This is a genomic window from Teichococcus rhizosphaerae (assembly GCF_002631185.1).
Classification (GTDB): domain Bacteria; phylum Pseudomonadota; class Alphaproteobacteria; order Acetobacterales; family Acetobacteraceae; genus Pseudoroseomonas; species Pseudoroseomonas rhizosphaerae.
The window spans coordinates 1-12,819 of record NZ_PDNU01000077.1 but is presented as its reverse complement, the minus strand read 5'-3'; the positions used below and the strand labels follow the sequence as shown (position 1 = coordinate 12,819).

The following is a 12,819-nucleotide window of genomic DNA, read 5'->3' as shown; positions in this document are numbered from 1 at the left end:
CGGATCGGGCGCGACAGAAAGGCATCCTCACCCGCCGCGGGGCCGGCCATCGGCAGCACGCACAGCAGCGCGAAGGTCGGCAGCAGGAACCGCCACGTGTGTTTGCCACACCCCATTAATGTCAGGCCGCCGGACGCCCGGCCTGAAGCCTCTTGACGTCATAGGTCAGCACTATCTCGTCGCGCTGGTTCATGACGGCGACAGCGGAGCGGGCCGCCGCCCGCCCTTCGAGGTTGGCCGTATTTCCGTGATCTCCACCATGCCCCAGATCGCGTCGCCAACACGGACCGGCACATGGGTCCGCTGGGACATCTCCAGCAATGCGAGGCCCACACCCTGCACCAGCGTCCGTAGCAGGAATCCTTCGACAAGGGTATAGGTAAGCGTTGCCGGAACCGGCCGGCCGTCGCACCCTGGTGCGTGGTGTCGATGAAGATGGGCTCGAGCATCCCGGTGACGGAGACGAAGTTTACGAGGTCGGTCTCCGTAACGGTGCGTCGGGAGGTGCGGAAGCGTTGGCTGACGGCGAGATCCTGCCAGTAGAAGCCGCGTCCGAGAAGGGGCGCGGTGGCGGCCTGCGAAGGCCCGGCAGGCGGCCGGCCGTCGCCACTCATCGCTTCGCACCCGCATCTGCGGAGCCCGACCTCGTCAGCGCGGAGATCTCGGCTTCCGTCAGGCCCGCCTCGCCGAGAATTTCCTCAGTGTGCTCCCCGAGCCGCGGAGGCAGGCCGACCGGCGGCCGCCGCCCGTCGAACCGGACCGAGACACCCGGCATGCGAAGCCGGCCCATGCCCGGATCCACATGTTCAGAGAAGAAGCCGGTGGCGTGCAGATGTGGATCCGACAGCAGATCCTCGATTCGCAGCACTGGTGCCGCAGGAATCTCCAGCCGCCGGCAGGCGTCCAGCCACTCGGCGGTGGTCCGCCCCGCGACGATCCGCCCCGCGGCCTCATAGAGCGCGCCGGTATTGCGCGTGCGGTTGTCGATGCCTGCAAACCGCGGATCCGCAGCCAGATCCGGCTCGCCGGCCTCCAGGAAGAAGTTCCGCCAGTGCCGGTCCGTGTATGGCATCAGGCTCACATGGCCGTCCTGGGTCCGGTAGGGCCGGCGCCAGGGCGAGAGCGTGCGCGGGTACCCGGCCGGACCCCGCGGCGGGACGAAGGTCGCGCCGTAGAGATGTTCCACCATGGTGAAGCCGACCATGGTCTCGAACATCGGGATCTCGACGAAGCAGCCGCGCCCCGCGCGATTCCGCCCCATCAGCGCGGCAAGGATCGCGTTCGCAGCGAAGAGGCCGCTGACCTTGTCAGCGATGACGGTCGGCAGGTAGCGCGGCTCGCCGAACTGCGTCTCACTCACAGCGACGAGGCCGCACATGCTCTGGATGACATCGTCGTAGGCCGGGCTGCCGCCATAGGGCCCGCCCTGCCCGAACCCGTGCAGCCCGGCATAGACCAAGCGTGGATTGCGCTTCAGCAGCGCGTCGGGATCGATACCGATTGCGGACAGCTTCTGCGGTCGGATGTTGTGCATGAAGACGTCGGCGCTATCCACGAGCCGTAGCAGGGCCTCACGCGCCCTGGCGTCCTTGAGGTCGAGCACGACGCTGCGCTTGTTCCGGTTGAGGCCGAGAAAGGTCACGGCCATCCCCGCCTCGGTGGCGACGCCGGTGCGCCGCGTGGAGTCGCCTTCCGGCGTTTCCACCTTGATCACCTCGGCCCCGTAATCGGCCAGCGTCTGGCTGGCGTAGGGCCCCATTAGCACGGTGCTGAGGTCGACGACCCTGATCCCGTGCAGGGGCAGTGCCGGATCCGCGCCGCCTGCCTCTCTTCCTGTCATGGCCGGTCCTCTCGTCAATAGGATTTGGGAAGGCCGAGCACACGCTCGGCAAGGAAGCTCAGGATGAGATGGGGGCTGATCGGCGCGATGCGGGGAATCAGGCTCTCGCGCAGGTAGCGCTCGACGTGATACTCCTGCGCATACCCCATGCCGCCGAGAGTCATCACTGCCGTCTCGCAGGCAGTGAAGGCCGCCTCGGCGCCAGGTATTTGGCAGCATTCGCCTCGGCGCCGCACTCCTTGCCCTGGTCGTAGAGGGAGGCCGCCCGCAGCACCATCAGATTGGCCGCTTCCAGATGCGCCCAGCATTTGGCGAGTGGGTGCTGGATGCCTTGGTTCTGGCCGATTGGACGGCCAAAAACGACTCGCTCCTTCGCGTAGAGAGAGGCCTTCGCGAGCGCGGCGCGGCCAATGCCGACGGCCTCCGCCGCTACGAGGACTCGCTCCGGGTTCATTCCATGTAGAATGCAGTGGAACCCGTTGCCCTCCTCGCCGATCCGATCCTCGACGGGCACCCGCATCCCATCGAAGAACATCATGTTCGAGTCGATCGCATGCCGGCCGAGCTTGTCAATCTTGCGGATTTCGACCCGGCTGCGGTCGAGGTCGGTGTAGAAGAGGGAGAGCCCGTCGGTCTTCCGCCGAGCTGATTCGAGCGGGGTCGTGCGCGCCAGCAGCAAGATCTTCGTCGCCACCTGCGCTGTCGAGATCCACATCTTCTGGCCGTGGATCAGGTAGTGGTCACCATGGCGGTCCGCCCGCGTCCTGAGCTGGGTGGTGTTCAGCCCGACATTCGGCTCGGTGACCGCGAAGCAGGCCTTGTCCTCGCCGCGGACCAGTGGCGGCAGCATGCGACCCTTCTGCGTGTCGGTGCCGAACACGACGACGGGATTCAGGCCGAAGATGTTCATGTGAATGGCGGAGGCGCCACTCATGCAAGCCCCGGATTCCGCCACCGCCTGCATCATCACAGCGGCCTCCATCATGCCGAGGCCGCTTCCCCCGAAGTCGGACGGCATGGCGATCCCGAGCCACCCGCCCCGCGCCATCGCGTCGAAGAACTCCTGGGGGAAGGTGCCCTCGGCGTCCTTGCGCAGCCAGTAATCGTCTCCGAATGCCGCGCACTGCCGGAGGATCTCCTGCCGGATCTGCTCCTGGCCGGATGTCAACGCAAGCATGTGACGCTCCTCAGTTCTCATGGTACAGGCGAGGAAAGGTGGTGACCGACCGTGACAAGGTTGCGGCATCAGCTCGACAGGCCGGACGCGCGCAGGGCCGCCACCTCGTCGCTCACAAGCCACTCTGCCAGGGTGTCGGCGGCCTGGGCGGGATCCGCTTCCTGCGGCGAGGTGGGCGGCGCGGGCTTGGTACGGCTGAAGCGCGGCGCCGGCCCGGGCTGCGCGATGCCGTCGACGTCCAGATAGGTGCCGCGCGCCACCATGTGTGGGTGCCGCTTCGTATCCTCCATGTCAGTACCGGCGCGAAGCAGGCATCCGTTCCCTCAAGCGCCGCGCACCAAGCCTCGTGGATGCGGGTGCGGAACGCGGCCGCGAGGCTTGGTGCGCCTGCGGCCAGCTTGCGCGGTCGCGCTGCGGCGGGAAGCTCTCCGGGTCGATGTCCAGGCGGCGCAAGAGCTCCGCGTGGAAGCGTCTCTCGGTCGGCGCGACCGAAATCCACTTGCCGTCAGCGCACTCGTAGCAATCGTGGAAATAGGCATCGGAGTCGAGCAGGTTCGTCCCGCGCTCCTCACGCACTATTCCGGCGGCGAGCAGGCCATGGAAGCCGGTCATCAGATGCGCCGTGCCGTCTACGATGGCAGCGTCCACCACCTGTCCCTGTCCAGACCGCCGCGCTTCCAGTAGCGCGGAGAGCACGCCGACCGCGAGGTGGAGCGAACCGCCGGCGTAGTCACCGAGTAGGTTCAGCGGCGGCGCCGGTGGCTGTCCTGCACGGCCGATGGCATGCAGTGCCCCGGCCAATGCGATGTAGTTGAGGTCGTGCCCCGCGGCCTGGGCAAGTGGTCCGGCCTGCCCCCAGCCTGTCATGCAGCCATAGACGAGGTGCCGATTGCGGGCCTGACAGTCCTCCGGCCCGAGGCTCAGGCGCCCCGCAACGCCTGGGCGGAATCGCTCGGGCAGGCAATCTGCTCTCTCGACCAACTGCAGGACGAGCACCTTCGCCTCAGGCTGCTTGAGGTCGAGCGCAATGGCACGCCGGCCCCGCAGAGCGAGGTTCGCCGCGATCGGGCGCTTCACGCCGAGTTCGGGCGGGTCTGACCCCTGGATTCGAAGAACTGTCGCGCCGAGATCGGCGAGCAGCATGGCGCACATCGGAAGCGGGCCGATGCCGGCGAGTTCCAATATCCTGATCCCGGCAAGCGGTCCCATGTCGATCTCCAGGATGTTTCGTTCACCCACTTCCTGGCGGCTGGGATCGCCGCCACCGGCTTGCGCGGCGTGAGACCGGACAGACCTCAGTCCACGACCTTCCACTGCACTAGGGTGTAGGGAGGATCTGCCTCGTCATGCGGCTCGAAGACGGCCTCCACATCGGCGCCGATCTCCACCTTCGCGTCAGACGCGCAGAGCAGGTTGCCGACCATCCGGACCTTGCCGGCATGCGGCAGTTCGACCAGGACGATGGTGTAGGGGCCGTGCCCGGTCAGCGCTGGGTGCACCGGATGGTGCGGGCGCTGCCAGGACCAGATCCGCCCGCGCGGTGCCACCTCCTCCCAGCCGAGATCGAAGGAATGGCAACGATGGCAAAGCCACTCGGGGCCCCACTGATGAGCGCCGCAGCCCCCGCAGCGCTGGATCACCAGCTTGCCGGCGCGCGTCCCTTCCCAGTATGGCTTGGTTAGCGGCTCCTGGTTGGGCGCCGGCAGGCCGGCAGGCAGGGCAAGGGTCTTCGTTGTGCTCACAGGGTTGCCTCCGTGCCAAGGACCAGGCTGCTGACGGGCGTCACCATCGGGCCGCCGAGCACTGCGACGATCTCGGCGTCCGGCACCTGGTTGTTTGCCGTACCGCGCAACTGGCGAACGGCCTCGTTGACCATCTCAAGTCCGTGCATGTAGCACTCGGCCAGGTTCCCGCCACTGGTGTTCAGCGGCATCTTCCCTGACGGCGCGAACAGGTTCTCCGGCACCAAGAACTGATTAGCGGTCCTGGGGTCGACGAAGCCATGCTCCACCAGCGACAGCAGCACGCCGCCAGTGAAGTTCTCATAGGCCTGCACGACATCCACATCCTGCGGACCCAGCCTGGCCATAGCCCACATGTTCTTCGCCACGGTCGGGAAATGTGCAGACGCGTACTCCGGCGCGTTGTGCACTGGCGCGGCGCTGCGATGATGCCCACCCTGTGCGGTGCCTAGAAGGTAGGTCGGCCGGTGCGGCAGGTCCTTTGCCCTGTCCGCCGGCACGACCAGGACTGCGCCCGCACCGTCGTTCTCCTGGCAGCAGTCGAAAAGGCGGTGGAACGGCTCGATGATCCAGCGGGAGGCGTCGTATTTCTCCTCCGTCAGCGGCCGGCCGTGCATCACCGCACGCGGGTTGTTCTGCGCGTGGTGGTAGGACGCCATGGCGATGCTGCGCAGCGCCTCGTGCCGGATGCCGTGCTCGGTCATGAAGCGGGTGATCTTCATGGCGAAGCGCTGGGCGGGTGAAATCAACCCGTAAGGTGCCAGGAAGGCGTCGTCGTCCTTCGCGGTGTCGCCAAGCCGGCTAAGGCCGTAGCGGGCGAACTGTCCCTGCGCGAGGGAGCGGAAGGCGATGACGCAGTTGGCCAGACCCGAATGCACCGCCGCCGCCGCATTCGCAACCGACGCGGCGACACCGCCGCCGCCGCCGCCCCAATGCATGTTGGAGAAGCGCAGTTCCTTGATCCCGAGCGCTGCGGCGAGGCGCACTGCCTGTGACCGGTCGTCGCCATAGGACGCGAATCCATCCACCTCCCTCGGGTCGATGCCGGCATCCTCGCAGGCGGCGAGCACCGCCCGAAGCGCCAGCTTGAACTCCGCATCGGGCGACTGCCCGTGCTTGTAGTAGGCGGTCTCGCCGATGCCGGCGATTGCCACCTTTCCGCGCAGAGTGCGCTCGCTCATTGGTGCCAAACCCTTCCTGTCATTCCATCGCCTTCAGTCGAGGCGGAACCCGCTTGCCTCCGCGAAGCCGCGCCACTTCGCCACTTCGGATGCGAGGAAGTCGCGCAGTGCCTGATCCTTGAGCATCAGGGCCGAGGCACCCTGACGGTGTATGAAGGCGGCGAATTCCTCGCTCGCCACAATAGCCTTCGTCTCGCGTGCGAGCCGGTCGAGTGCTTCGGCCTTCAGACCTCGCGGGCCGAAGAGAGCGAACCAAGTCTCGGCCTCGACGCCGCGGATCCCTGCCTCCGCCATCGTGGGCACCTCGGGCAGGCCATCGAGCCGCTCGGGCGCCGCCACGGCGAGTGGGCGGATGCGTCCAGCGCGGATGTTCTCAATCCCCGGATTTGGATATTCGAACATCAGGTCTATGGCGCCTGCCAACAGGTCGGTCAGGGCCGGCGCGCTGCCACGATAGGGCACATGAACGATATCCACGCCAGCGGAGAGCCTGAACATCTCCCCAAGCAGGTGCTGCACCGTGCCGCTTCCGGATGAGCCGTAGGTGATCCGGCCGGGCCGCTGCTTGGCGTCGGCCACCAGCTCCGCCACGGTCCGCCATGGTCGCGCAGGGTTGCACACCAAGGTGCCAACGATCTTCGCGAGACCATGCACCGGGGTGAAGTCATTTATGGGATCGTAGCCCGCATTGCGCAGCAGCGAGGCGTTCGAGGCGTTCGTGCCTTGCGTGCCGACCAGCAGCGTGTAGCCGTCCGGCGCCACGCGCGCGACCGACCGCGCGGCGATAGAGCCGCCCGCGCCCGGCCGGTTTTCCACCAGCACCGACTGACCGAGGCGCGGCGTCAGCGCGGAGGCGACGAAGCGGCCGACTGCGTCGGTGAAGGCGCCCGGCGCAAACGGGATGACAAGGGTGATCGGGCGTTCGGGCCAAGCCTGTGCCCGAACCGTCGAGGCCATCGCCAGCCCGGGCAGAGAGAGCGCCAGCATACAGCGTCTGGGGAGATGCATGGCCTCGGCCCTCAGTTCATCTCTAGGACGAGACCTTCTCGCCGGATGACCTCTCGCCACTTGCCGATCTCGGCATTGACGAAGGCGGCAAACTCCTCGGGCATGGCGACGTGCGGTTCAGACCCGGCCTGGCGAAGCTGCGCCACGGTCTGCGGCGACTGAAGCATGGCGCGCGCCTCGGCGTTCCAGGAGATGATCGCCTCCCGCGGCGCCGCGGCATGGCCGAACAGTGCCACCCAGGTGCTGACATCGTAGGCTGCGAGGTCCGGTGCCGTGTCCCGCAGTGGCGGCAGGTCGGGAAAGAGCGGGCTGCGCGTCGCCGATGTCACAGCGATGGCGCGCAGCCGTCCAGCCTGAATGTGCTGGCTCGCCGCGATCAAGTTCTCGAACATGAACTGAAGGTTGCCCGCGAGCAGCTCGGTCATCGCGGGCGCGGAGCCACGGAAGGGAACATGCGTAGCCTCCGTGCCGGTAAGCTGGAGGAACCAGACGCCCGCCAGATGCGGCGACTGACCGATGCCCGATGAGCCGTAGTTCATGCTGCGCGGCGCGCGGCGAAGCAGAGCGACGAGTTCGCTGACGCTGGTCGCCGGCACCGAAGGATGCACGACCAGCACATTCGGCCCGCGGATGAGGCCCGAAGTCGGAGCGAATGCGTCGGCCGTATAGGGCAGGTTACGGAACAGCGAGTAGGCGGTAGCCTGCGGCCCGATGTTCCCGACGAGCATGGTGTGCCCGTCCGGTGCCGCGCGCAGGAAGTCCTGCGTGCCGATCACGCCGCCGCCGCCCGCCTTGTTGTCCACCACGCAGGGCTGACCCCAGCTCTCCTGCAGGTGGGCAGCGAGGAGCCGTGCGCCGATATCGGTAATGCCGCCGGGCGGTGCCGGCACGACCAGGCGGACCGGCCGGGACGGGCGCCAGCCCGAAGCGGCGGCGCGACGCACCGGCACCCCGGCCGATGCGGCGGCAATCCCCATCAGCACGCGGCGGGGCAGATGTTCCATCGCGTTTCTTCTCCCGTAATGGCGCCCGGCGCCGCGTCAGTTGATGCGGCGGGCGCGGTCTGCCCACCAAGGAGCCCGCAATGCGCTCTTCAGGATCTTGCCGACGCCGCTGCGTGGCAGCAGCTCCGCCTGGATTTCCACGGCCTTGGGGCATTTGTAGCCGGCGATCAGACTGCGACAGTGCGCGATGACGGCCGCGGACGTTAGTTCCTCCCCGTCCTTCGCTACTACGACGGCGTGGACGGCCTCGCCCCAGACCGGATCGGGAATGCCGAAGACGGCACATTCTGCGACGGCCGGATGGCGGTGGATGGCGTTCTCAACCTCCGCCGAATAGACGTTCTCCCCGCCCGATACGATCATGTCCTTGAGACGATCGACCACGACCAGGTAGCCATCCTCGTCGAGGTACCCGCCGTCGCCGGTGTGCATCCATCCGCCGCGCAGCGCCGCCTCGGTGAGGTCCGGCCGGTGCCAGTAGCCGAGCATGACGGTCGGTCCGCGCACCTGGATCTCGCCCACTACCCCGCGCGGCACGGGCCGGTCGTCAGGATCCGCGATGCGCAGATCCACATTCGCGATGGCCCGACCCGCCGAGTTCAGCTTGCCGAGGGCGGGATCATGCATCTCCCGCGTGAGCATGGTGACGACGGGCGAGGTTTCCGTCATGCCGTAGGATTGCAGCAGGCCGCAGCGCGGCAGGACTTCCATCAGCCTGCGCTGGAGCGTTTCCGGCATCGGAGCGGCGCCATAGCTGATGGTGCGCAGGCTCGAGAGGTCATGCGCTTCGAGATCCGGCTCGGCGAGCAGGCTGTTAATCATCGTCGGCACGAAGGTCGCGAGTGTCACCCGGTGCCGGGCGATGGCGCGCAGGACCTCGGCCGGATCGAAGCGTGGCAGCACCACATGCTGTCCTCCGAACACGGTCACTGCGAAGACCCGCCCGGCCGCGGCCAGGTGGAACAGCGGTCCGCAATGCAGATGAATGGCGTGCTCGCCCAAGCCGACGGGCCCCGAGATGTTGAGCGCGTTGGTGCAGAGATTGGCGTGGCTCAGCATCACGCCCTTTGCTTGGCCCGTCGTTCCCCCAGTGTAGAACAAGCAGGCGAGGTCGTCGCCGCCGCGGCCGGCATCCTCTATCGGCGGCGTCGCGGCAAGCACCGCCTCATAGCTGAGCCACCCCGCAGGAGCCGGTTCCTCGCCGGCATGAAGCAGGACCGGCCGCTCCGGCAGTTCCGGCAGGACGGCCTCGGCATCGGCGAGGAAGGCGTCGTCGATGATCAGCACCTTCGGCGCGCAGTCGCGCAGCATCTCGGCGATCTCGGCGCGGGAGAAGCGGCTGTTCACCGGCGCCGCGACGCCACCTGCCCAGAGCGCGGCATGCAACGCCTCCACATAGCGGTGACTGCTATGCGCGAGGATCGAGGTGCGATCCCCCTCGCCGGTCCCCAGCGACCGCAGGACGCTGGCGAGCCGCGCCACGCGGTCGCCGAACTGGTGCCAGGTCAGGTTCAGCGTTCCGTAGGACAGGGCTGTCGCGTCGCCCCGGATCTGCCGGGCCCTATCGATGCCGCGCGTCAGACGCAAGCGGCGGTCCATCAGTGCCGTCATGATCCCGGAGATGCCCTTCCTGGAACGTGTTCCTGTCCCACCCACAAGCCTAGGGCTCCGCGCCCGCCTGCGGCAAGCCAAAATATTCTAACAAGAGAAGAGCATTCGTAATGCCGAAAAACCCAAGACCCTGAGCCTAGAGACCGGCAGCGGCGAGGCGCAGGCTCTCGCAAAGCCCCTTCAGATCCTCCGCGACCCGGAAAATCGTCACGCGGTCGTGCTGCTCGCCGAACATGGTGCCGCTGCAAACGAGGTTGACCGCGCCCCGGTCGTCCACCACCGGTGCCGCGACGGTCAGCGTCCCCTGCACATGCGCGCCGTTGTCCATCGCCCAGCCCTGCCGGCGGGTCTCCTCGATCTCCCTGAGATAGGCCTCGAAGGTCGGCTGCCGGTGCCAGCGCAGCTCCTCGAAGCCGCGGCGCAGCTCGGCCTCGTCAAATCCGGCATAGGCCGCCATCACCCGTCCGCCGGCGCCGATAAGCAGCGGCAGGCGCTGGCCGATGCTCATGCGGATGCGCATCAGGCGGTCGTTCTCGACGATGTTGGTCAGGACCATCCGATCAGTGCTGACCCGGCGCCACAGGGTGACGGTCACCCCGTGCCGCAGCGCGATCTCGCGCATCATCGGCTGGACGGCCGCGGCCGCACCGCCAAGGGTCAGGATGCCCCGCGCGAGATCGAGCACTCCGAGACCGATCTGGTAGGTCTTGGCGCCGACATTCGCCCGGACCAGGCCGAACTCCGCGAGCGTGCGGAGGAGATTGAGGCAGGTGCTGACATTCAGGCCGAGCGCCCGGGCGAGCGGCGTCAGCCCCACCGGCTCGGGCGAGCGCGCGAGGTGCTGAAGAATGCGCACGGCGCCGGCCGCCGCGCCGACCAGCTTGATCTCCTTCCCGGCCACCACGGCCCCCTTCCGCGCACGCGCCCCGGCACGGCCCGCTTGCGGCAAGTTTTCCCCATCCGGTCCCATGATGCCTTTCCCATTCCTGCGGGGAGCGCCCCGTCGGGCGTTCCCCGCAGCGGAGGATAGCGGCACCGTCTTCGACATGCAAAAATCCTATTCATATCAGAAAACCACCGCTAGGGTCGAGCCCCAGTCTTGAGGAAAGGGCGCCAGGTGATCCCGAGAGGCATTTTCACCCCGGAACATGAGATTTTTCGCGACTCAGTGCGGCGCTTCGCCGAGCGCGAGATTGTGCCCCACCACGGAGCATGGGAGGAGGCGGGCATGGTCCCGCGCGAGGCGTGGCGGAAAGCCGGTGAGGCCGGCCTGCTCTGCTGCGCCATCCCGGAGGAGTATGGCGGCATGGGCGGAGATTTCCTGCACAGCGCCGTCGTAATCGAGGAATTCGCCCGGGTGGGCGCGACCGGTCCCGCCTTTTCGCTCCATTCAGACATCGTTGCGCCCTATTTGCTGCACTACGGCACCGAGGCTCAGAAGCGTCTCTGGCTCCCCGCCATGGCGAGGGGCGAGGCGCTGGCCGCGGTCGCCATGACCGAACCCTCCGGTGGCTCCGACCTGCAGAACATCCGCACTCGCGCCGTCCGCGACGGCGGCGACTACGTGCTGAACGGCCAGAAGGTCTTCATCACCAACGCCCAGGGCGCCGACGTAGTCGTCGTCGCGGCGAAGACCGACCCGACCGCGCGGGGCAAGGGCATCAGCCTCATCCTGGTCGAGGCCGACCGTCCGGGTTTCCGCCGCGGCAAGCCGCTCAAGAAGATCGGCTGCAAGGCGATGGACACCTCGGAGCTGTTCTTCGAGGATGTCCGCGTGCCGGTCGCGAACCTGCTGGGTCAGGAGGGGCGCGGCTTCGCCCAGCTGATGACCGAGCTGGCGCAGGAGCGCCTAGTGCAGGCGGTGCGCGCCATGGCGGCGGCCGAGGCGGCGCTTGCCTGGACCATCGAGTACACGGTGGGTCGGCAGGCCTTCGGCCAGGCCCTCGCCGACTTCCAGAACACACAGTTCAGCCTTGCGGAGATGCGCGCGGAGCTTGCCGTGCACCGCGTCTATGTCGACCGCTGCCTGGAGGTGCACCTGCAGGGCCAGCTCGATGCCGTGGATGCCGCCATCGCCAAGATGCAGACCACCGAGCTGCAAGGGAAGGTCGTCGACCGGTGCCTGCAGTTCTTCGGCGGCTGGGGCTACATGTGGGAATACCCGATCGCGCGCGCCTACGCCGATGCGCGGATGGCACGGATCGCCGGCGGTTCGATCGAGGTGATGAAGCAGATCATTGCCCGCAGCATCCTGCCGAAGCAGGAGAAGCGTGGCGTGGCGCAGCAGCAGGCGACTGCCTGAAGGAGAAGGGGGCCGAGCGCTATTCCGCCATGGCGCCCGCACGTGCCATCAGGTCCCGGTTGAGATCAAGGTTCCGGCGGATGCTCTCCCGCAGCGCCGCCGCGCCGGGAGGCGAGGGTTCAAGGCCGACTGCGTCCAGCCGCTGGCGCATTTCCGGTCGCGCGAAGATATCGACCAGTGCGGTCTCGAGCCTCGCCAGGATCGGCGCCGGCGTGCCGGCGGGGGCGGAAACGCTGAGCCACGCATCAAACGTGAAGCCTTCATAGCCCAGCTCGATCATGGTCGGGATCTGCGGCATGGACGCGACGCGCTGAGCGCTTGGTACACCGAAACCGCGCAGGCGGCCCGCCTCCACATGCGGCTTGGCAGAGGCGTAGGTCGAGAACAGCAGATCAAGCCGCCCGCCCAGGATTTCCGTAATGGCCGGGCCGGACCCGCCGAACGGGATGTGGAGCAGTTCGATCCCGGCGCGGCGCATGAAATCCACCATCACGATGTGGGAGGTGGAACCGACGCCCCAACTGCCATAGGCAAGTTGTCGCGGCTGGCGCTTCGCTTCGGCGACGAAGGCTTCCAACGTCGGCCAGCGCGGATGGCCGACCAGCATGAAGAGCGTGTTACCGATCATGGTGAGGTGGTCGAAGTCGGCCAGCGCGTCGTAGCCTGCATTGCGCACAGCGAAGGGCACCATGGTGAAGACGCTGACACTAGCCATCAGCAGCGTATGGCCATCCGGCCTCGCGCGGGCGACTTGGCGTGTGCCTATGGTCTGTGATCCGCCAGGACGGAAATCTGCCACAAAGGTGCCGCCCAGTCGCTGCGTGAGACCCTCGGTCAGGTCGTGTCCCATCGCGTGGTGTAGGAGCGCGATGATCTTCGGCGGGTTGGGCTGCCGGGTCAGGCTGTCACGGCCGAGAGCCTGACGGTGGCATTATCGCTGACTGTGCTGATGGC

At 67.4% G+C, this 12,819-nt stretch carries 11 protein-coding genes and 1 pseudogene; 1 reads left to right on the top strand and 11 read right to left on the bottom strand.

The genetic code is table 11. The features are described 5' to 3' along the window. Positions 1-610 precede the first annotated feature (610 nt). The 10 genes and pseudogenes from CR162_RS20945 to CR162_RS20905 all read right to left on the bottom strand — a co-directional run bounded on the left by CR162_RS20945 (position 611) and on the right by CR162_RS20905 (position 10,467). Complete coding sequence (locus tag CR162_RS20945) at positions 611-1,840, bottom strand: CaiB/BaiF CoA transferase family protein (RefSeq protein WP_099097436.1); 1,230 nt, start codon at positions 1,838-1,840, stop codon at positions 611-613. A 14-nt stretch (positions 1,841-1,854) separates the two neighbouring features. Beyond that, a pseudogene (locus tag CR162_RS20940) lies at positions 1,855-3,017 on the bottom strand (acyl-CoA dehydrogenase family protein). Between the two features lie 68 nt (positions 3,018-3,085). After that, positions 3,086-3,307, bottom strand: a complete 222-nt coding sequence (locus tag CR162_RS23005; RefSeq protein ID WP_245870519.1) for a hypothetical protein — start codon at positions 3,305-3,307, stop codon at positions 3,086-3,088. Position 3,308: 1 nt separating this feature from the next. Further along, positions 3,309-4,226, bottom strand: coding sequence for a CaiB/BaiF CoA transferase family protein (locus CR162_RS20935; RefSeq protein ID WP_245870518.1), 918 nt, complete (start codon positions 4,224-4,226; stop codon positions 3,309-3,311). An 86-nt stretch (positions 4,227-4,312) separates the two neighbouring features. Beyond that, positions 4,313-4,759 carry a Zn-ribbon domain-containing OB-fold protein gene (locus CR162_RS20930; protein WP_099097435.1) on the bottom strand — a complete coding sequence of 149 codons (447 nt, stop codon included), beginning with the start codon at positions 4,757-4,759 and terminating at the stop codon, positions 4,313-4,315. Next, positions 4,756-5,940: a thiolase C-terminal domain-containing protein gene (locus tag CR162_RS20925; RefSeq protein ID WP_099097434.1), complete on the bottom strand. Its 1,185-nt coding sequence runs from the start codon at positions 5,938-5,940 to the stop codon at positions 4,756-4,758. The genes CR162_RS20930 and CR162_RS20925 overlap by 4 nt, the downstream gene beginning before the upstream one ends. A gap of 33 nt (positions 5,941-5,973) precedes the next feature. Then, positions 5,974-6,927, bottom strand: coding sequence for a Bug family tripartite tricarboxylate transporter substrate binding protein (locus CR162_RS20920; RefSeq protein ID WP_176559971.1), 954 nt, complete (start codon positions 6,925-6,927; stop codon positions 5,974-5,976). Positions 6,928-6,959: 32 nt separating this feature from the next. Continuing rightward, complete coding sequence (locus tag CR162_RS20915; RefSeq protein ID WP_245870517.1) at positions 6,960-7,952, bottom strand: Bug family tripartite tricarboxylate transporter substrate binding protein; 993 nt, start codon at positions 7,950-7,952, stop codon at positions 6,960-6,962. A 36-nt stretch (positions 7,953-7,988) separates the two neighbouring features. Next, on the bottom strand, positions 7,989-9,563 hold the full coding sequence (locus CR162_RS20910; RefSeq protein WP_218014951.1) for a long-chain-fatty-acid--CoA ligase: 1,575 nt from the start codon (positions 9,561-9,563) through the stop codon (positions 7,989-7,991). Between the two features lie 136 nt (positions 9,564-9,699). After that, positions 9,700-10,467 (bottom strand): IclR family transcriptional regulator, encoded by a 768-nt coding sequence (locus tag CR162_RS20905; RefSeq protein ID WP_176559970.1) that lies wholly within the window; start codon positions 10,465-10,467, stop codon positions 9,700-9,702. A gap of 213 nt (positions 10,468-10,680) precedes the next feature. On the opposite strand from CR162_RS20905, the gene CR162_RS20900 reads away from it, so the two are divergent. Further along, the gene (locus CR162_RS20900) at positions 10,681-11,865 is read left to right on the top strand and encodes an acyl-CoA dehydrogenase family protein (protein ID WP_099097431.1); all 1,185 of its coding nucleotides are present in this window, start codon (positions 10,681-10,683) and stop codon (positions 11,863-11,865) included. A gap of 19 nt (positions 11,866-11,884) precedes the next feature. On the opposite strand, the gene CR162_RS20895 is transcribed toward CR162_RS20900, so the two are convergent. Beyond that, positions 11,885-12,715, bottom strand: coding sequence for a Bug family tripartite tricarboxylate transporter substrate binding protein (locus tag CR162_RS20895; protein ID WP_099097430.1), 831 nt, complete (start codon positions 12,713-12,715; stop codon positions 11,885-11,887). Positions 12,716-12,819 lie beyond the last annotated feature (104 nt).

Coding starts and splice junctions, on each gene's coding strand:
- CR162_RS20945 (WP_099097436.1), bottom strand. CDS start 1,840: ATGACAGGAAGAGAGGCAGGCGGCGCGGATCCGGCACTGCCCCTGCAC.
- CR162_RS23005 (WP_245870519.1), bottom strand. CDS start 3,307: ATGGAGGATACGAAGCGGCACCCACACATGGTGGCGCGCGGCACCTAT.
- CR162_RS20935 (WP_245870518.1), bottom strand. CDS start 4,226: ATGGGACCGCTTGCCGGGATCAGGATATTGGAACTCGCCGGCATCGGC.
- CR162_RS20925 (WP_099097434.1), bottom strand. CDS start 5,940: ATGAGCGAGCGCACTCTGCGCGGAAAGGTGGCAATCGCCGGCATCGGC.
- CR162_RS20920 (WP_176559971.1), bottom strand. CDS start 6,927: ATGCTGGCGCTCTCTCTGCCCGGGCTGGCGATGGCCTCGACGGTTCGG.
- CR162_RS20915 (WP_245870517.1), bottom strand. CDS start 7,952: ATGGAACATCTGCCCCGCCGCGTGCTGATGGGGATTGCCGCCGCATCG.
- CR162_RS20910 (WP_218014951.1), bottom strand. CDS start 9,563: ATGACGGCACTGATGGACCGCCGCTTGCGTCTGACGCGCGGCATCGAT.
- CR162_RS20895 (WP_099097430.1), bottom strand. CDS start 12,715: ATGGGACACGACCTGACCGAGGGTCTCACGCAGCGACTGGGCGGCACC.